Source organism: Paracidovorax anthurii (assembly GCF_003269065.1).
GTDB lineage: Bacteria > Pseudomonadota > Gammaproteobacteria > Burkholderiales > Burkholderiaceae_C > Paracidovorax > Paracidovorax anthurii.
This window is the reverse complement of sequence record NZ_QLTA01000018.1, coordinates 19,690-37,826: the sequence shown is the minus strand read 5'-3', so window position 1 is coordinate 37,826 and position 18,137 is coordinate 19,690. Positions and strand designations below refer to the sequence as shown.

At 70.6% G+C, this 18,137-nt stretch carries 15 protein-coding genes; 7 read left to right on the top strand and 8 right to left on the bottom strand.

Translation table 11 applies throughout. From position 1 onward, the window contains the following. Position 1: 1 nt before the first annotated feature. Entirely contained in the window at positions 2 to 367 is a 366-nt protein-coding gene (locus AX018_RS10975) for a response regulator (protein WP_170146231.1), read from the bottom strand. Positions 368 to 852: 485 nt separating this feature from the next. Here AX018_RS10975 and AX018_RS10970 point away from each other — a divergent pair, with 485 nt between their 5' ends. From AX018_RS10970 to AX018_RS10960, 3 genes are all read left to right on the top strand, one after another. Next, positions 853 to 1,818, top strand: coding sequence for a transglutaminase-like domain-containing protein (locus tag AX018_RS10970; protein WP_111877324.1), 966 nt, complete (start codon positions 853 to 855; stop codon positions 1,816 to 1,818). 296 nt (positions 1,819 to 2,114) lie between these two features. Beyond that, positions 2,115 to 3,146, top strand: a complete 1,032-nt coding sequence (locus AX018_RS10965) for a hypothetical protein (RefSeq protein ID WP_146749291.1) — start codon at positions 2,115 to 2,117, stop codon at positions 3,144 to 3,146. 80 nt (positions 3,147 to 3,226) lie between these two features. After that, positions 3,227 to 3,901: a DsbA family oxidoreductase gene (locus tag AX018_RS10960; protein ID WP_111877322.1), complete on the top strand. Its 675-nt coding sequence runs from the start codon at positions 3,227 to 3,229 to the stop codon at positions 3,899 to 3,901. A gap of 232 nt (positions 3,902 to 4,133) precedes the next feature. On the opposite strand, the gene AX018_RS10955 is transcribed toward AX018_RS10960, so the two are convergent. The 3 genes from AX018_RS10955 to AX018_RS10945 form a co-directional block, all read right to left on the bottom strand. Further along, positions 4,134 to 4,640, bottom strand: coding sequence for a CreA family protein (locus AX018_RS10955; protein ID WP_111877321.1), 507 nt, complete (start codon positions 4,638 to 4,640; stop codon positions 4,134 to 4,136). Beyond that, on the bottom strand, positions 4,637 to 7,219 hold the full coding sequence (gene cphA / locus AX018_RS10950; protein ID WP_111877320.1) for a cyanophycin synthetase: 2,583 nt from the start codon (positions 7,217 to 7,219) through the stop codon (positions 4,637 to 4,639). The genes AX018_RS10955 and cphA overlap by 4 nt, the downstream gene beginning before the upstream one ends. A gap of 67 nt (positions 7,220 to 7,286) precedes the next feature. After that, positions 7,287 to 9,512, bottom strand: a complete 2,226-nt coding sequence (locus AX018_RS10945; RefSeq protein WP_111877319.1) for a cyanophycin synthetase — start codon at positions 9,510 to 9,512, stop codon at positions 7,287 to 7,289. A gap of 231 nt (positions 9,513 to 9,743) precedes the next feature. Between AX018_RS10945 and AX018_RS10940 the strand changes: the two genes are divergently transcribed. The 3 genes from AX018_RS10940 (at position 9,744) to AX018_RS10930 (ending at position 13,207) form a co-directional block, all read left to right on the top strand. After that, positions 9,744 to 12,065, top strand: a complete 2,322-nt coding sequence (locus AX018_RS10940; protein ID WP_111877318.1) for a cyanophycin metabolism-associated ABC transporter — start codon at positions 9,744 to 9,746, stop codon at positions 12,063 to 12,065. Between the two features lie 49 nt (positions 12,066 to 12,114). Further along, on the top strand, positions 12,115 to 12,600 hold the full coding sequence (locus tag AX018_RS10935) for a cyanophycin metabolism-associated DUF1854 family protein (protein ID WP_111877317.1): 486 nt from the start codon (positions 12,115 to 12,117) through the stop codon (positions 12,598 to 12,600). A 175-nt stretch (positions 12,601 to 12,775) separates the two neighbouring features. Continuing rightward, the gene (locus AX018_RS10930; protein ID WP_111877348.1) at positions 12,776 to 13,207 is read left to right on the top strand and encodes a hypothetical protein; all 432 of its coding nucleotides are present in this window, start codon (positions 12,776 to 12,778) and stop codon (positions 13,205 to 13,207) included. A gap of 70 nt (positions 13,208 to 13,277) precedes the next feature. Here the strand turns inward: AX018_RS10930 and AX018_RS10925 are convergent, their stop codons facing one another. The 4 genes from AX018_RS10925 to AX018_RS10910 form a co-directional block, all read right to left on the bottom strand. Next, complete coding sequence (locus tag AX018_RS10925) at positions 13,278 to 13,787, bottom strand: EF-hand domain-containing protein (protein ID WP_111877347.1); 510 nt, start codon at positions 13,785 to 13,787, stop codon at positions 13,278 to 13,280. Positions 13,788 to 13,894: 107 nt separating this feature from the next. After that, the gene (locus AX018_RS10920; protein WP_111877316.1) at positions 13,895 to 14,869 is read right to left on the bottom strand and encodes a 5'-nucleotidase; all 975 of its coding nucleotides are present in this window, start codon (positions 14,867 to 14,869) and stop codon (positions 13,895 to 13,897) included. Between the two features lie 22 nt (positions 14,870 to 14,891). Further along, positions 14,892 to 16,127, bottom strand: coding sequence for a type II secretion system inner membrane protein GspF (gene gspF / locus AX018_RS10915; protein WP_111877315.1), 1,236 nt, complete (start codon positions 16,125 to 16,127; stop codon positions 14,892 to 14,894). A 136-nt stretch (positions 16,128 to 16,263) separates the two neighbouring features. Further along, a complete protein-coding gene (locus AX018_RS10910; protein ID WP_415842058.1) occupies positions 16,264 to 17,325 on the bottom strand; it encodes an LLM class flavin-dependent oxidoreductase in 1,062 nt (353 codons plus the stop codon). 194 nt (positions 17,326 to 17,519) lie between these two features. Between AX018_RS10910 and AX018_RS10905 the strand changes: the two genes are divergently transcribed. After that, a complete protein-coding gene (locus AX018_RS10905) occupies positions 17,520 to 18,017 on the top strand; it encodes a CZB domain-containing protein (protein WP_111877313.1) in 498 nt (165 codons plus the stop codon). The last annotated feature ends 120 nt before the right edge of the window (positions 18,018 to 18,137 follow it).

Sequence of the window (18,137 nt, the reverse complement as noted above, 5' to 3'; positions counted from 1 at the left end):
CTCAGGCGGGTCCGCGCAGGGCGCTGCGGATCGAATCCATCAGCGCCTCCATGTCCTCCAGCTCGAAGGGCTTGAGCAGCGCGCGCACGTTCGGGCCCAGGGTGTCGAGCCCGTGGCTGAACTGGTAGCCCGAGCACAGCACGATCCAGCGCCCCGGGTCGCCGGCCAGCAGGCGCCGGCACAGGTCGGTGCCGGACATGCCCGGCAGGCTCACGTCGGTCACCACGATGTCGAAGGGCCGGGGCGCATCCAGCGCCAGCGCTTCCTCGGCGGTGGCGCAGGACGTGACATCGCGGTCCTCCCCTTCCAGCAGCATGCCGATGGTTTCGCGGAGTTCGGCGTTGTCCTCCACGTACAGGATGCGCAAGGGGGTCATGCTGGGGGCTGTCCGGGTGAGGGGGTCGATGGACGGATGAAAGAAGGAAGGGGCGGCGCCCGGGGCCAGGTCCGGGCCGCCGGCCGCTGCGTGGCGCGGTAGTGTGCCTGGGGGCTGCATCATGCCAGCATCCACCGGGGGCCCGCCGCCCGCCGGGCCCGGCGCCATGGGAGCCGTGGAGATGCCGGGTGCGCCGGGGCGCGGGGAGGCGAGGGCCAGGGGCATGGAGATCGGTCCTTGAGGGGGCGTTTGCTGCCGGATCAAAGCGCGCATCATTTTCCGAACCCTGCCGCGAGGGTGTAGGACAAGGACGCATTGGCCGGGCCGCGCCTGGCCGCTTGCGCGGGAATGCGCTGTCCGCTGACAGCCCGCGCGGGGCATGGCTCCGGATACTGGCTTGGCCCGGCGAAAGCGGCCACGGCGCCACGGGCCCCGCCACATCGTCCCCCGTCCATTCACTCCCAGCACACCAACCCATGATTCGCATCAAGCTCCAGGTGGAATTGGAATACCTGGTGCACGACGGGCCCGGCGCGGATTTCGTCTTCAACATCCACGCGGCGCGGACCGCCTGCCAGGACGTGCTGGACGAGCGCCTGGCGATCGAGCCGCCCGCCGCGACCCAGCTGCACACCGACCCCGCCACCGGCACGCGCCGCCTCCGGCTGCACGCCGCGCCCGGCCCGCTCGCGCTGGCCTATGCCGCGACGGTGGACATGGCGCACCACGCGGCCGATCCCGCGCGCATCCCCGAGGTGCCCGTGGGCGAGCTGCCGCCCGAGGTGCTGGACTACGTCCTGCCGAGCCGCTATTGCCAGTCCGACCGGCTGGTGACGCTGGCCGCGCGCGAGTTCGGCCACCTGCGGCCGGGCTATGGCCGCGTGCAGGCCATCTGCGACTGGGTGCGCGGCCACGTGGCCTTCCGGCCCAACACGTCCACCTCCACCACGTCCGCGCTCGACACCTTCGTGGAGCGCGTCGGCGTGTGCCGCGATTTCGCGCACCTCATGATCGCGCTGTGCCGCGCGGCGAACATTCCCGCGCGCATGGCGACAGGCACCGACTACGGCGCCGATCCCGCGCTCGGCCCGCCGGATTTCCATGCCTACGTCGAGGCCTTCCTCGGCGGCCGCTGGTACGTGTTCGACCCCTCGGGCACGGCCATCCCCATGGGCATGGTGCGGCTGGCCACCGGGCGCGACGCGGCCGACGTGGCCATTGCGACGATCTTCGGCAATGTGCAATCCCAGGCCCCCCGGATCCGCGCCCGGGCTGAGGAAGACCCCTCGCGCGGCCTGCGGTGGCCGCGGCATTCGCCGCTGGCGCTGTCCACCGACGGATCTCCGGAGGACGGCGCGCCACCCGTCCCCGCGGGGAGGGACCACCGCGATGCGGCCCCTTTCCGCCGGGCGCCGGCCCGCGCGGCGGCCCAGGGCGCGTGAGCCTCGCCGGACAGGCCCTGGGGCATGGTTTCGGGGTGAAAGAGGCTCCATGTCGCCATGAAATCTGACTTGTTTGCTATCAATAAAGTAGCAAATCGAATCGCAAGCCGTGACGGTCGGTGTTCGCATGCTTCGGCAAGATTTCGCGCGTGCTCCGCTGCGCCGTCCCGGGAGGGGTGAAATCGGGCTCCGAGGTTGGGAGACCATCGAGAAGGATGCACAGATGCATGGCGACCGCGCGTTGCGGCGGTTCCGTGCGCTCCCGGCCATCCTGCCACGCAGCAGACGACCTTCCGATGCCCTCTTCGCTTTCCTCCGGCGCGGCCCTGCGCCGCAGCCATTCCCTTCCCGCTCCGGGCGCGCAGAGCGCGGCCCCCTCCCCAGGGCCCGCGCAGCCTCCACGCCCTGCGCGGACATCGCGCCAGCGGCCGCAGTCGCACGACATCCCCGAGCGGTCCGCAACGGCCGCGAAGGAGGCGCCTTCGGGCAGCCTGCCGCCGCGCTCCACGCGGGGCCTTCCCCGGCCCCAGGAGGCCAGGCCGGTGGCCGCCGATGCCCCGGCCGCCGCGCCTTCCGGGCGGCGGATGGGCCAGGCCCTGTCCTGGGGATTGCATCTGCTCACGCCCAATGCGGCGTTGTGGGGAACGGTGGCGCGGCACCTGTCCGGCCATGCCGCCTGGCTGAGCCACCAGATGCGGGCCCATCCGGAATGGACCATCGCGATGGCGGATGCCTTGCTGCGGATGCCGTCCCTGGCTGAGCCGGTGCGGCGCCTGGAGGTGGTGGCCGGGCCGCTCGCGGCCCTGGCGTCCCGCCTGGCGGAGCAACTCCGGGAGCGCAATGACCAGGAGGCGGTGGCCCGCATCGCGCAGGCGCTGGTGTCGCTCGACGGCGCCCAGCTGACCAGCGAATTGCTGGGCGAGATGGTCTATGGCGAGCTGAAGGACATATCGCCGAAGCATGCCGTGGCCCTGCAATTGGCGTGGATGGTCACCGTGACCCTGGCGCAGTGGGGCACCATGAGCATGGCTGCCGCGAGGAGGGCCGTTCCGCAGCCGCCGGATGCCTCGGCGCAGGGCGAGCCGGACCCGGCGCCGCAGGCTTCCGCGGCCACCCGCTGGGCGTTGGTGCGCCAGTCATCGATGCACCATCTGCGCGATGCCGCCATGGCGAACGCCATGGCCACGCTCTCCGAGACGGGCAGGGGGGTGGCGGGCGGCCAGTATTCCTCGGCGATCGCGGAAACCCTGGTCGATGGCGTGAAGGCGCTTTCCCGCAACCTGTCGATGGGATTGCAGGGAGGTAGAGTGCCGTCCGGCGAAGCGTGAGATGCTGCCGCCGTACCCGGCCGGGGGGTGCCCCGGGTCGCTGGCGCTTTGCCCACCTCTTATTCCCAGGAGACTCCTTCATGACCGCTTCCCCGTCCGCCGCGACGTCCCTCAAGATCGATTTCGTCTCCGATGTCTCGTGCCCCTGGTGCGCCATCGGCCTGCAGTCCCTGGAGCGGGCGCTGCATGCCCTGGGCGGCACCGTCGAGGCCACGGTGCATTTCCAGCCGTTCGAGCTCAATCCCCGGATGGAGGCGGGCGGGCAGGACATCGGCGAGCACCTGGCCGAGAAATACGGCGCCTCGCCCGAGCAACTGGCCCAGACGCAGCAGGCGATCGCCGAGCGGGGCGCCGCGCTCGGCTTCGCGTTCAACATGGACCGGCGCAGCCGCATCTACAACACCTTCGATGCGCACCGCCTGCTGCACTGGGCGGGCGAGGAGGGCGGCCCGCGGGCGCAGGCGGCGCTCAAGCATGCGCTCTTCCGCGCCTATTTCACGGACGGCAACGACCCTGGCGACCATGCCCTGCTCGAACGCCTCGCTGCCGGCGCCGGGCTCGACGCGCGCCGCGCGGCCCAGGTGCTGGCCTCTGGCCAGTACGCCGATGCGGTGCGCGAACTCGAGGCGCTCTACCAGCAGCATGGCATCCATTCCGTGCCGGCGGTCATCGTCAACGACCGCCACCTGATCCAGGGCGGCCAGCCGCCCGAGGTCTTCGAGCAGGCGCTGCGGCAGATCGCCGGGCAGTCCTGAACGGGGCTGAGCGGGAGGGAACAGGGCAGGGGCCGATCCCCGGTGCGCCAACGCGACGGGCTTTAAGAATCGTCTAAGTCATCGCGGGCACATTAGGGGCTCGGCAGTCTTCGTCTCTTCTCCCTCCCTCCCTCCCAATTGAAGGCTGCTGTTAACCCGCTTCGGCGGGTTTCTTTTTGCCTGGGACGACCCAGTCGGGGCCGGAGGGGATTCCGTGCCGCGGGAAAGCGGGCTACTTGCGCAGGGGGATCGGCGTGGCCCGGTCCACGGGCACGGCCGTGACGCTGTTCTGGGGCGAGCCGTCGATGAGCTTGTCGGAATAGGTGAGATAGACCAGCGTGTTGCGCTGCGCGTCCACCATGCGCACGATGCGCAGCCGCTTGAAGAGCAGCGACATGCGTTCGTTGAACACTTCTTCCTGCTGCTTCAGCGGGGGCTGCGTGAAGCGGATCGGCCCGACCTGCCGGCAGGCGATGGAGGCTTCGGCGCGGTCTTCCGCCAGCCCCAGCGTGCCCTTGATGCCGCCCTTGCGGGCGCGCGAGACGTAGCAGGTCACGCCTTCGACGGCAGGGTCGTCATAGGCCTCCACGATGATGTCGTGGTCGCGCCCGATCCACTGGAAGGCCGTATCGACGGTGCCGATCTTCTCGCCCTGGGCCGCGCCGGCGAGGGCCGCCGCGCAGGCCAGGCCGAGCGCCAGCGCATGGCGGCCCGTGCGCGGCAGGCCGCGCGCCGTCATGCCGCGGCCCCGTCGCCCTCGGCGCAGCGGCGGGCCAGGTGGGCCAGCGCCTCCTCCACCTGGTCCACCAGCACCAGGCACAGGTCGCCGGGCTGGAGCCGGTCCAGCGCGGCGTCGATCGCGGTGAACTCGCCCCGGATCTCCTCGACGTGCTTCGTGCGCGATGCGTTCGCGAGGCCTTCGCGCAGCAGCGCCATCACCTCGCCGTCGGCGCGGCCGCGCTGGGCCGCGTCCTGGTAGAGGATCACGTCGTCGAAGGCGGCGCCCAGGATCACGGTCTGCTCGCGGATGTCCTCGTCGCGCCGGTCGCCCGCGCCGCTGATGACCACGCCGCGCCGCTGGGCCGGCAGGGCATCCACGGCCTGCACCAGCGCGCGCATGGCGTCGGGGTTGTGGCCGTAGTCGGCGATCACCGTCGCGCCACGGAAGTCCATCACGTTGAAGCGGCCCGGCGCGTTGTCGCTGTCGTTCACGAAGCCCGAGAGGCCGCGGCGGATGGTCTGCCAGGGCAAGCCCGCGCCCCAGGCGGCGGCCACGGCGGCCATCACGTTCTCGACCTGGAAGCCGATTCTGCCGTTGCGGGTGATGGGCACGTCGCGCAGGTGGATCGTCTCGCGCCACGAGCCCTCGGCCGCGACGATGGATTCGCCGTCCACGTACACCGAGCGGTGGCCCTGCGCGCGGTGCGTGGCCATCACGGGATGGTGGCGGTCGCTCGCGAAGTAGATCACCTTGCCGGGGGTCGCCGAGGCCATGGCCGCGACGATGGGGTCGGCGGCGTTGAGCACGGCATAGCCCTCGGGCGCGACGTTCTGCACGATCACCCGCTTGAGCACCGCGAGCTCGTCCACCGTGCTGATGTAGTTCAGCCCCAGGTGGTCGCCCGCGCCGATGTTGGTCACCACGGCCACCGAGCAACGGTCGAAGCCCAGCCCCTCGCGCAGGATGCCGCCGCGCGCGGTCTCGAACACGGCCGCGTCCACCTCGGGGTGCAGCAGCACGTTGCGCGCGCTGCGCGGGCCCGAGCAGTCGCCGCTGTCGATCTGGCGGCCGTTCACGTACACGCCGTCGGTGTTGGTCATGCCCACGCGCAGGCCCTGCGCCGAGAACAGGTGCGCGATGAGCCGTGCCGTGGTGGTCTTGCCGTTGGTGCCGGTGACGGCCACCGTGGGGATGCGGCCGTCCTGGCCCTGGGCGAAGAGCTTGTCCACCATCGCCTGGCCGACGTTGCGCGGCTTGCCGTAGCTGGGCGAGAGGTGCATGCGCAGGCCCGGCGCGGCATTCACCTCGACGAAGCCGCCGCCCTGCTCCTCCAGGGGCCGGTGCACGGTCTCGGCCACCATGTCCACGCCGCAGATGTGCAGGCCCACCATCTGCGCGGCGGCCACGGCGCGCGCGGCCACGTCGGGGTGCACGTCGTCGGTCACGTCGGTGGCGGTGCCGCCGGTGGAGAGGTTGGCGTTGTTGCGCAGGATCACGCGCTGGCCCTTGGGCGGCACGGAGTCGGGCGTGAGGCCCTGGGCCGCGAGGCGGGCCACGGCGATGTCGTCCAGCCGGATCTTGGTGAGCGAAGTGGCGTGGCCCTCGCCGCGGCGCGGGTCGAGGTTGACCAGGTACACCAGCTCGCGCACCGTGCGCTCGCCGTCGCCCAGCACCTGGGGCGGCTCGCGGCGCGCGGCGGCCACGAGCTGGTCGCCCACCACGAGCAGGCGGAAATCATGGCCGGGCAGGAAGCGCTCCACCATCACCGTGCCGTACTCGGCCGCGGTGCGGAAGGCTTCATCGAGTTGCGCGCGCTCGGTGATGTTCACCGTCACGCCCTTGCCCTGGTTGCCGTCCTGGGGCTTCACCACCACGGGCAGGCCCACCTTGAGCGCGACCTCCCAGGCCTCGTCCAGGGTCTCGACCGGCTTGCCCAGCGGCACCGGCACGCCGGCGGCGTGCAGCAGGCGTTTGGTGAGGTCTTTGTCCTGGGCGATCGACTCGGCCACGGCGCTGGTCGAATCGACCTCGGCGGCCTGGATGCGCCGCTGCTTGGAGCCCCAGCCGAACTGCACGAGGCTGCCGCGCGTGAGCCGGCGGAAGGGAATGCCGCGCGCCACGGCGGCATCGACGATGGAGCCGGTGCTCGGGCCCAGGCGCTCGTCCTCGTCCAGCTCGCGCAGGCGGGCGATGGCCGCGTCGGCGTCGAAGGGGGTGTGGTTCAGGGCCGCCTCGACGAGGGCCTGCGCATCGGCGAAGGCCTGCCGTCCCACGGCTTCTTCGCTGTACTCCACCACCACCTGGTACACGCCCGCATCGACCGTGGCCGAGGTGCGGCTGAAGCTCACGGGGCAGCCGGCCTGGGCCTGCAGCGCCAGCGCGGCGGTCTGCAGCACGTGGGCCAGCGAGATGTCGCTCTCGCCGCCCTCGGGGTGCAGCACGCCCACGGCCGGGAACAGGGCCCGCAGGCGGGCTTCGAAGCCGGCGATCTGGCCCATCGCGCGTTCGCTCTCGCTGCACGAGACGACGGCTTCGATGGAAGTGTGGCGGCTCCAGAGGTTGGGACCGCGCAGGGCCCGGATGCGGGATACGTCCATGGGGAAAGTGCTCTCTTGGGTTCTCTTGCGGTGTCGGGGAGGGATGCGCGCGGCGCTCAGGCGGCGCTCAAACGGAGGACAACGGCCCGGCGGCGGGAGGGCAGGGCGGCTCGGGCTCGAAGGTCTTGATGCCCGCGCCGATCAGGTCGGGCGCGATCTCCATGGCCCAGGCGGTGGCCACGATGGCCAGCAGCGTGTCGGCGTCGGTCTGCACGGCGTTGCGGCCGAAGGTGAGGTCGGCCAGCGGGGCCAGCACGTGTTCCGCCGAGCCCGTGGCCAGCACCACGCGGCCGTTCTTCACGAACACGGCGCGGCCGCCATCCCGGGCGCGGTGCTCGGCGATGGCCGGCAGCGCGCCGTCCTGTGCATACAGCACCACGGCGCCGTCGGACAGGGGCGCCAGCTCCAGCACCTGGGGCTCCGCGGCGTTGAGCACGGCCGCGCCGCCGGGCAGCACCACGTCCACCTGCGTGCGCATCACCTTGTACATCTGCTCCTGCTCGGACACGTCGAACTCGGCCAGATCGTCCTTGCCGTCCATGTCGGTCACCACGCCCACCTGGCAGCGGTCGTAGGCGAGGCCGTCGCGCAGGATGGTGCGCGCGTCGTTCTCGATCACCGCAGCCTGCACCATCTGGTTCATGAGCAGGCGGTGGGCGGCCTCCCAGTGCGCGCTGTCGGTCCGGTCCACGCAGCGGCGGTCGAGGAACAGGCCCTCGCGGCAGGCGAGGCCCGTGTGGCGCCCGCCTAGGTGCATGAGCCAGGCCACCACGCGCGCGATGGTCGCCGTGCCGCGCGTGCCGGCCACGCCCACCAGCGGAACGCGGCCGATGGTGCCCTCGGGCGCATCGTCGGGGGCGGGGAAGAGGTGCTCGGCGATCGCCTGCCCCACCGGGCGGGGCGCGCCGATGGCGGGCTTGAGGTGCATGAGCAGGCCGGGGCCGGCGTTCACTTCGACGATGGCGCCGCCCTGCTCCTGCAGCGGGCGGGCTATGTCCTGCGCCACGAGGTCGATGCCCGCGATGTCCAGGCCCACCACCTTCGCGGCCAGGGCCGCGGTGTAGGCCACCTCGGGGTGCACGTCGTCCGTGCAATCAACGGCCACGTTGCCGTTGCGCTGCACCACCACCTGCCGCCCGGCCTCGGGCACGGAGGCGGCGGTGAGGTCCTGGCGCTTCAGTTCGAGCTGCACGGCCGTGTTGGCGGCCACGTCGATCAGCTCCAGCGGGTATTCCTCCTCGTAGCCCCGGCGCGGGTCGGAGTTGAGCTGTGCGTCGATCAGTTCCTGCACGGTGGAGCGACCGTTGCCGGTGATGCTCACCACCTCGCCGCGCGCTGCGGCCACCACGCGGCCGCCGACCACCAGCAGGCGGTGCTCGTCGCCGGGGATGAAGCGCTCCACGATCACGTCGCTGCCCTCGGGATAGGCGGCGTGGTAGGCGGCCTCGATGTCCTCGCGCCGGCGCAGGTCCAGCGTCACGCCCCGGCCGTGGTTGCCGTCCGAGGGCTTCACCACCACGGGCAGGCCGATGTCCTGCGCGGCTTCCCAGGCTTCCTCGGGGCTGTTGACGATCTGCCCCTCGGGCACCGGCACGCCGCACGATTGCAGCAGGCTCTTGGTGAGGTCCTTGTCGCTCGCGATGCCCTCGGCGATCGCGCTCGTGAACTCGCTCTCGGCTGTCCAGATGCGGCGCTGCGCCGCGCCGTAGCCCAGCTGCACGAGATTGCCGTCGTTGAGCCGGATGTGCGGGATGCCCCGGTCGGTCGCGGCCGTGACGATGCAGGCGGTGCTGGGGCCGAGGTACTGGTCGTCCACTTCGGTGCGCACGCGCGCCACGGCGGCGGCGACGTCGAAGGGCTGGTCGTTGATGGCGGCCATGATGAGCCGGTGGCCCTGCTCCAGCGCCACGCGTGCCACGCGCTCGTCGCGGGCGCGGAACACCATCCGGTACACGCCGCGCTGGCTGGTGCTGCGCGTCTGTCCGAAGCCCGTGGGCATGCCCGAGAGGTTGAGCAGCTCGATCACGATGTGCTCCAGCACGTGGCCGCACCAGGTGCCGCCCTCCAGCCGCTGCAGGAAGCCGCCGCGCTCGCCCACGCCGCAGTGGTGCTCGATGAGCGCGGGCAGCCAGCGCGTGAGGCGCTCGTTGAAGCCCGGAAGGGTGTTGGACGGATGGTCTTCCAGCGCGCCGAGGTCCAGCCAGACTTCGAGCACCGGGCGGTACGTCCAGATGTTGGGGCCGCGCAGGTAGTTGATGCGCAGCAATTGGATGTCGGGGAATGTCGTCGCCATGGGGTGCAGCGTAAAGGAAACGGAGGCCGCCGGGGCCGATGCGGGGATGTCGGGGGGATTGTGCGCCAGCTTTGCGGGGCGCTAGCCGCCTGCGGGGCGGTCGCTGTCAGCGTGGAGGGCCGCGGCCGCGTTAGACGGCGATGCCGACCGGCTGCCCGATGCTTCGGGGACAATGCCTGCCAGCACACGGGCTGGCTTCCCGGGCCGCCGGGGACGGAACAACCAACCAAAATGCAAAATCACCATCCTGTGGACGCCTCCGGTGTCTTGACGGGCCCTGCCGGGGCCGAACTGCGGGCGAGACTCGCTCCCCACGAAAACGTAACAGCCGCGCTTGAGGTTGACCTGAGCGCCGCGCTGCGCTTCGCGCCGGGGCTGCTGGCCCTCACCGGCACGCGGCTGCTCGCGCGCGATGCCGACGGCCAGGTGCAGGAGTGGCCGCTGGCGGCGGGCATGGCGCTGCGGCTGCTCGACCATGGCGGCGTCGGCACGCTGGAGCTGCAGGACGCCGAGCGGCGCATCGCGTTCTGGCGCTTCACGCTCGGCACGCACGCGCAGGCCCTGCGGTTTGCCCAGAAGTTCGAGCAGCAGATCGACCGCCTGCAGCGACCCGGGGGCGATGGCGCGGCCGTGGCCGACGAGGACGAGCCGCGCTGCCCCGCCTGCCACGCGGTGCTTCCGCCCGACAGCGACGAATGCCCCGCCTGCGCCCGCACCCAGGCGCCGCCCACCTCCACCTGGGTGCTGCTGCGCCTGTGGCGCTTCGCGCGGCCCTATCGCAAGCAGCTCGCGGCGGGCTTCGGGCTCACGCTCGCCTCCACCGCCGCGACGCTGGTGCCGCCCTATCTCACCATCCCGTTGATGGATGACATCCTCATCCCCTTCCAGAACGGCCAGCAGATCCCGGTGCGCCTCGTGGCGCTCTACCTGGGCGGGCTGCTGCTGGCAGCGCTGCTGGCCTGGGGGCTGGGCTGGGCGCGCACCTACATCCTCGCGCTGGTCTCCGAGCGCATCGGCGCCGATCTGCGCACCACCACCTATGAGCACCTGCTGCGGCTCTCGCTCGACTATTTCGGGGGCAAGCGCACGGGTGACCTGATGGCCCGCATCGGCTCGGAAACGGATCGCATCAATGTTTTCCTGTCCTTGCATGCGCTCGACTTCATCAACGACGTGCTGATGATCCTGATGACGGCGGGCATCCTGTTCTCCATCAACCCCTGGCTCGCGCTCGTCACGCTGGTGCCGCTGCCCTTCATCGCGTGGCTGATCCACAACGTGCGCGACCGCCTGCGCACGGGCTTCGAGAAGATCGACCGCGTGTGGTCCGAGGTGACCAACGTGCTGGCCGACACCATCCCCGGCATCCGCGTGGTCAAGGCCTTCGCCCAGGAAAAGCGCGAGGCCCAGCGCTTCCGCGAGGCGAACCAGCACAACCTGGAAGTGAACGACCGGCTCAACAAGACCTGGTCGCTGTTCACGCCCACGGTGTCGCTGATGACCGAGATCGGGCTGCTGGTGGTCTGGGCGTTCGGTATCTGGCTCGTGGCGCGCAACCAGATCACGGTGGGCGTGCTGGCGGCGTTCATCGCCTACATCGGCCGCTTCTACACGCGGCTCGATTCGATGAGCCGCATCGTCTCGGTCACGCAGAAGGCGGCGGCCGGCGCCAAGCGCATCTTCGACATCCTGGACCACGTAAGCAACGTGCCCGACCCCGCGCAGCCCGTGGAACTGGGCCACGTGCGCGGCGCCATCGCGATGCGCAACCTCGGCTTCCGCTATGGCAGCCGGGCCGTCATCAAGGGACTGAATCTCGACATCCGCCCCGGCGAGATGATCGGCCTCGTGGGCCACAGCGGCTCGGGCAAGAGCACGCTGGTGAATCTCATCAGCCGCTTCTACGATGCCACGGAAGGCTCCATCCAGGTCGATGGCGTGGACGTGCGCCGCCTGCGCGTGGCCGACTACCGCCGCCACATCGGCCTCGTGCTGCAGGAGCCGTTTCTCTTTTTCGGCACTATCGCCGAGAACATCGCCTACGGCAAGCCCGACGCCACGCGCGAGGAAATCGTCGCGGCGGCCCGCGCGGCCCACGCGCACGAATTCATCCTGCGCTTGCCGCATGGCTACGACTCGCTGGTGGGCGAGCGCGGCCAGGGGCTTTCGGGCGGTGAGCGCCAACGCATCAGCATCGCGCGGGCGCTGCTCATCGACCCACGCATCCTGATCCTCGACGAGGCGACCTCGGCCGTCGATACCGAAACCGAAAAGGAGATCCAGAAGGCGCTGGACAACCTCGTGCAGGGCCGCACCACCATCGCCATCGCCCACCGGCTTTCCACATTGCGCAAGGCCGATCGCCTCGTGGTGATGGACCGGGGAGAGATCGTCGAGGTCGGCCCGCACGACGAACTGATGGAGCAGCAGGGCGCCTACTGGCGCCTCTACGAAGCCCAGGCCCGCCGCGCCGAGGAGGACGCCCAGGCCTCGGGCCTTGTGGTAATGGACAGCGCGCTGCTGCATCCCTCGCATCCTGCGGGCACGCCGTGATCCGCTTTCGCACTTCCTGCATGGTCGGCCCGATCCGTCCCCGAATCCGATGAACCCCTCCGTTCCTTCCATTTCCTTCGGCCTGCGGCGCAATGCCCATGGCCGGCTAGTGCTCACGCTGGCCGATGGCACCGTGCACGAAGCCATCACCCCGGTGAGGGCCTTTCCTATCGCCGCGCCCTCCGAGGGCCTGTCCCTGGTGGGGCAGGACGGCCACGAGCTGCTGTGGATCGATCATCTGGAGCGCATCGATCCGGCTGCACGCGCGCTCATCGAGGAAGAACTGGCCGTGCGCGAGTTTGTGCCCACTATCACGAAAATCGAGGCTGTATCGGGTTTCACCACGCCCAGTACGTGGACGGTGGAGACCGATCGCGGGCCCGCGCGGCTGGTGCTCAAGGCCGAGGAGGACATCCGGCGCCTGGGCCGCCGCAGCGCCCTGCTCATCGCTTCGGCCGATGGTGTGCACTTCCGCGTGCCCGACACGGCGGCGCTCGACCGGGCCTCCCGGCGGCTGCTGGAGAGGTTCCTGTAGACCGACTTCAGGGGCGTCTGCTGGGCGCCTGATGGCATGGCATAGATAGGGGAAAACCCTTAAAACAGTGCAAAAGCAAAAAAAGGGCTTAATTCACCCTTCTTTTTGCCGTTATGGATGTACGAGACGGGGATGGATCCCCCCGGACGCTCCACGCACACGAATGGAATCTGCCATGCAAATGCCACCTGTCGATCGATCGCCGAACTGGCGTCCTCAGGGCGCCGATTTGTATTCCACTGGTGCCTCGGGGGCCGTGCCGGTCCGGCCCGTCAATGGCGTCACGCCCGTCGAGTCTACGGACCGGCTGGGCGAAGGGGTTTCCATCAAGGAGCCCGAAAAACCTTCCAACGCGGACCCCTCCAATCGCGACTGGACCGAGGCCAAGAAAAAGGAAGAGGCCGAGAAAGCCAAGGAACCCCCGCCCGAGCCCATCTACAAGCAGTTGCTGGAGTTCATCCAGTCGATGTGGCGGGCGAGCGGCATGGCGGTCGACATGGCCCAGGAGGTGAACAAGACCACCCTGCAGGAGCGCATGGCACAGCAGGGCCGCAACGATCCGGTGACCTACTCCGACCCCAAGGTCAAGCGCACGGGCGGTACGTGAGGCAGATGCCGGGAGTTGCTATTGAAAATATAGCAACCCGGGCAACATTCATCTGGAGTTTGGGCGGGTCTCAGGGTTTCTCGGACGTCGGGGGCTTGCCGGCGGGGCTGGATGCCGATGCCGCAGCGGCCTTCGCTTTGTCGCGCTCGGCGCGGTACTTGGCGGCAAAGGCGCGAACCTCCTCGTACGACACATAGCCATCGTGGTTGGTGTCCGCGTCGTCGAAGGCGTTGGCCAGCCGGGGGAAGAGCGCCACCTCGGAGCGGCTGAGCCGGTTGTCGCCATTGGCATCCAGCATCTTGAATTCGCGCATCGCCTTGATCTCGCCTTTCGAGAGCGGTGCGCTCGCGCCCTCCGCGGGTGCGGAGGCCGCTGCCCGCGCGGCCGCACCGGCTGGCTGTGCGTTGGCGGGGAGCGCCGTCAGCAGCCATCCCAGGGCCCCTGCGGCGAGCAGCGCCGCCAGGGCCCGGTGGTGCCAGAGCCCCGCGGGAAGCGCCTGTGGCGCGGTCTTGAAGGCTTGGGGGAGTGGGGCGCGGCAGGCGCTGGGCTGCGGGGCGCGGTGGAAAAGGGTCTGGTGCATGCGCGGCATGGTGTCATACATGGGCCTGCTGCCGGCCCTTTGCAATCGGTCCATGCCGGGTTTCACGCGCGGTTGCAGCGGTTTGCACAACTTTGCCGAAGGCGGTGTCAACGGTCCTGGGATGCAGGCCCGGTGATCCCAGGGGCGGGCACGGCGGCGGCCGGCGCGTCCGCGCGGGCCGCGTTCGCGATCCCGCTGGCCACATGCCCCGCGGGCACATGGCGGGCGGCCGAGTTGACGTGGCCGGTCTGGTCGTCGAAGAAGAAATCGGGCTCGAACTCGCGCAGGAAGCCGCCTTTTTCCAGCCCGCCCAGGAACATGGCTTCGTCCACCGCGATGTTCCAACTCATCAGCGTCTGGATGGCGCGCTCGTGCGCCGGCGCGCTGCGCGCCGTGACCAGCGCGGTGCGGATGCGCATGCCGGTGCCGCTGCCCGTGGCGGCCTGCTGGAGCCGGTGCAGCGCCGCCAGCAGGGGCTTGAAAGGGCCATCGGGCAGGGGCTGGGCCACCTTGTCGGTCTCGTGCCGCTGGAAGGCGGCCAGTCCCTCGCTCTGGTAGATACGCTCGGCCTCGTCGGAGAACAGCACGGCATCGCCATCGAAGGCGATGCGCACCTCGTGCGGGTTGGCGTGGCTCGCCTGCACCGATTCCGTGAGCACGCGCGCGGCCGGGTAGCCCAGGGCCAGTGCCTCGCTCACGTCCTTCTCGTTGGCCGAGAGAAACAGGTGCGCACCCAGCGGCCGCAGATAGCGGAACGGGTCGCGCCCCTGCGTGAACACGCCGCGCTCCAGCGGCACGCTCGCGGCCTCGGCCGAGCGGAAGATGCGCATGCCGCTCACCGGGTCGTTGCGCGAGAGGACCACCACCTCCACGCGCTGGCGGCCGGGTTCATTGAAGGCCAGCAGCTTCTTCACCAGCGAGAAGGCCACGCCCGGCCGCGCGGGCACGCCCAGGCGGTCGAGCTGCAGCTGCATGTAGGCCTGCGGGTGCTCGGGGTCGAACAGGCGGTTCTCTTCCTCGAAGTCGAACAGCGCGCGCGAGGAGATCGCGACGACGAGCTTGTCTTCCAGCGTGACCGGCATGCGAAGGGTTCCGACAGAGGGGTTATTTCACGAACTGGTTGAGCTGGATGATGGGCATCAGCACCGCCAGCACGATGAGCATCACGATCAGGCCCATGGCCACGATCAGCAGCGGCTCCAGCACGGTGGCGAGCTGCATCGCGCGGCGCTGCACCTCGGTGGAGAGTTGCGCCGCTGCGCGCTGCAGCATCAGCGGCAACTGGCCCGTCTGCTCGCCCAGCCGCGCGAACATCGACACGAGGCCGGGAAAGCGCTTCTTCTGCGCCAGCGCGGAGGCCAGCGGCGCGCCTTCGCGCACCAGCACCAGAGCGTCCAGCGCATCGGCGCGCATGGCGCGGTTGCCGAGGGTTTCGGCGGCGGCCTGCAGGGCCTTCAGGATGGGCACGCCGGCGCCGGCCAGCATGGAGAGCGTGCCCGTGAAACGCGCTGCGTTGTAGCCGCGCGAGAGCCGCCCCACCAACGGCAGGCCGAGCCAGGCGGCATCGAATTTCTCGCGCAGCCGCGGCCGGGCCAGGGCCGAGCGGACGGCGACGGCCGCCAGCACCAGCACGCCGAGCGCCGCCCAGCCGTAATGGCGCACCGCATCCGAGATGGCCATCATGGCCACGGTGAGGAACGGCAGCGCGCGCTTGGTGCCCGCAAACACCGAGGCCACCTGCGGCACCACGTAGCCCACGAGGAAAAGCACGATCACGATCGCAACCCCGGTCACGATGGCGGGGTAGAGCGATGCGCCGATGAGCTTGGCTTTGAGTGCCTGGCGCTCCTCCAGGTCATCGGCCAGCCGCTCCAGTACCAGGCCGAGGTTGCCGCTCGATTCGCCCGCGCCGATCACCGCGCAGTAGATGGACGAGAACTCGCGCGGATGCGCCGCCAGTGCCCGCGCGAAGGTGGAGCCCGCGTTCACCTCGGCGCGCAGCGTGGCCACGAGGTGCCGCTGGCGGTCGTCGTCGGCCTCGTCGGCCAGTGCGGTGAGCGCACGCTCCAGCGGCAGGCCCGAGGAGACCAGCCCCGCAAGCTGGCGCGTCCAGATCGCCAGCCGGGTGGCGCTGAACACCGGCCGCGTGAACAGCCTCTGCCCCAGGGAGACACTGCCATCGCCCCCCGCGCCCTGGCCCGTGCCCAGGGCCTCCACGGCCAGCGGCACCAGCGCCTGGGCGCGCAGCAGGCTGCGCGCGGCCTTGGCATTGTCGGCTTCGAGGGTGCCTTTGCGGGTCTGGCCCTGCGCATCGAGGGCTTCAAAGGAAAAGGCGGGCATGCGGATCGGTCGGAGGTGCGGTCAATCGGGTGGGCGCGAAGGCAACGGAAATGAGATGGTATCCGCTGCCGATGGCGCCCTCCGCCCTCCGGGTGCAGCGGGTGAGGTGGGCGGCCCCGTCAGGCCGCCGACCGCGTCAGGCCATGGCGTTGGCCTGCGCCACGATCTCCAGCGACCGCAGGCGCAGCGCGGGGTCGTGCACGTCGCTCACCAGGATGAATTCGTCCGCCCGGGTGGCCTCGGCCAGCGCCTTCAGCCCGGCATGCACGGTGTCCGGCCCGCCGATCACCCCAGCCGCGAGGAAGTCGCCGATGGCCGCGCGCTCCTGCGGCGACAGCGTGGCGGCGTAGTCCCGCACGGGCGGCTGGAGCAGCCCGCGCTGCCCCGTCAGGATGCCCAGCACGCGCTGGTAGGTGCTGCTGGCGAGGTATTCGGCTTCCTCGTCCGTGGGCGCCGCGATCACCGGCACGCCGATCGCCACGTAGGGCCGCGCGAGCGCCGCCGAGGGCTGGAACAGCCGCCGGTACAGGTCGATCGCCTGGTGCAGCAGCCGGGGCGCGAAGTGCGAAGCGAAGGCGTAGGGCAGGCCGCGCTCGGCCGCGAGCTGGGCCGAGAACAGGCTCGACCCCAGCAGCCAGATCGGCACCCCGGTGCCGGCACCGGGCACCGCGATGAGGCGCTGCCCCGGCTGCACCGGCCCCAGCAGCCGCTGCAGTTCGGCCACGTCGCGGGGGAAGTCTTCCTCGGTCTCCACCCGGTCGCGGCGCAGCGCGCGCATGGTGGGGCCATCGGTGCCCGGTGCGCGGCCCAGACCCAGGTCGATGCGGCCGGGGTACAGCTCGGCGAGCGTGCCGAAGGCCTCGGCCACGACCAGCGGCGCATGGTTGGGCAGCATGATGCCGCCCGAGCCTACGCGGATCGTGCGTGTGCCTCCGGCGATGTGGCCCACCAGCACGGCCGTGGCCGAGCTGGCGATGCCGGGCATGTTGTGGTGCTCCGCCAGCCAGTAGCGGCGAAAACCGAGCGATTCGGCATGCTGCGCGGTGCGCAGCGCGATGGCCAGCGCATCGCCCACGCTGCCGCCCTCGCGCACGGCCACCAGGTCGAGCATCGAGAGCGCGGGACGCCGGGGCGTGCTGCCTTCCGCATGGGAGGGCGGGGTGGACGGATTGGGCGTGGAGGGCGAAAGCGTCGTCATGCGGGCCATTGTGCGGCGCGGGTCAAATCCGCTGCAGGCCTGCGGGCAAGGGGCGGCTCTGGGCGGTGGTTCACGCCGATAATTCTTCGCTGGCGCTGTGCGGCGTGCCGGCCGCATGCCGGCGCCTCCGCTTGCTGCTGCGGCGGCCTTGGCGGCCCGGCCGATGGCGGCTTTCTGCAACCCTCACGCACACCATGGGATTCTTCAGCCGACTGTTCCCGCCCCGGGCCGACGGCCTGCCTGCGCTGGACGACTGGACTTCGCTGCCCGACAGCAACGCCAGCGAGCTCGTCGTGGCGGGCGACGAGGCCGCCAAGCTGCTGGCCGAGATCGACATCGACGCCGCCATCGCCAGCCATGCGCGGTGGGTGTCCTGGCTGGAACAGGTCCTGCTGCACGGTGCGCGCGACGAACGCCTGCGCCCCGAGGCCATTCGCGACGACACCTGCTCCGAACTCGGCCAGTGGCTGCACGGCCCCGGCCGCGCCGCCCTGGGCCATCTCCCGGCCTTCGACATGATGCAACGCCGCCACCGTTACTTCCACCAGCAGGCCGCGGACCTCGTGATCCACGCCGAAGCGGGTGACGAACGGCAGGCGCAGCAGGCCTTCAAGCGCTGCCACCATGCATCGCGGCAGGTGGTGATGCTGTTGCAGGAGTTGAAGCGGGGCCTGGGACGCGAGGGGCGGTGAGGGCGGTGGCTGAGGTCTGTTCACGAGTTCGCACGGGATGTGACGCTGCCGACTGACGTGCTCACCCTCATCGACATCACGTTTCAATCCACGCGTCCGCACGGGACGCGACCAGCGCGA

Bases quoted from the DNA above. Each gene is read 5' to 3' on its own strand.
- AX018_RS10970 (WP_111877324.1), top strand. From the start codon at position 853: ATGATTCGCATCAAGCTCCAGGTGGAATTGGAATACCTGGTGCACGAC.
- AX018_RS10965 (WP_146749291.1), top strand. From the start codon at position 2,115: ATGCCCTCTTCGCTTTCCTCCGGCGCGGCCCTGCGCCGCAGCCATTCC.
- AX018_RS10960 (WP_111877322.1), top strand. From the start codon at position 3,227: ATGACCGCTTCCCCGTCCGCCGCGACGTCCCTCAAGATCGATTTCGTC.
- AX018_RS10955 (WP_111877321.1), bottom strand. From the start codon at position 4,640: ATGACGGCGCGCGGCCTGCCGCGCACGGGCCGCCATGCGCTGGCGCTC.
- cphA (WP_111877320.1), bottom strand. From the start codon at position 7,219: ATGGACGTATCCCGCATCCGGGCCCTGCGCGGTCCCAACCTCTGGAGC.
- AX018_RS10945 (WP_111877319.1), bottom strand. From the start codon at position 9,512: ATGGCGACGACATTCCCCGACATCCAATTGCTGCGCATCAACTACCTG.
- AX018_RS10940 (WP_111877318.1), top strand. From the start codon at position 9,744: ATGCAAAATCACCATCCTGTGGACGCCTCCGGTGTCTTGACGGGCCCT.
- AX018_RS10935 (WP_111877317.1), top strand. From the start codon at position 12,115: ATGAACCCCTCCGTTCCTTCCATTTCCTTCGGCCTGCGGCGCAATGCC.
- AX018_RS10930 (WP_111877348.1), top strand. From the start codon at position 12,776: ATGCAAATGCCACCTGTCGATCGATCGCCGAACTGGCGTCCTCAGGGC.
- AX018_RS10925 (WP_111877347.1), bottom strand. From the start codon at position 13,787: ATGCACCAGACCCTTTTCCACCGCGCCCCGCAGCCCAGCGCCTGCCGC.
- AX018_RS10920 (WP_111877316.1), bottom strand. From the start codon at position 14,869: ATGCCGGTCACGCTGGAAGACAAGCTCGTCGTCGCGATCTCCTCGCGC.
- gspF (WP_111877315.1), bottom strand. From the start codon at position 16,127: ATGCCCGCCTTTTCCTTTGAAGCCCTCGATGCGCAGGGCCAGACCCGC.
- AX018_RS10910 (WP_415842058.1), bottom strand. From the start codon at position 17,325: ATGACGACGCTTTCGCCCTCCACGCCCAATCCGTCCACCCCGCCCTCC.
- AX018_RS10905 (WP_111877313.1), top strand. From the start codon at position 17,520: ATGGGATTCTTCAGCCGACTGTTCCCGCCCCGGGCCGACGGCCTGCCT.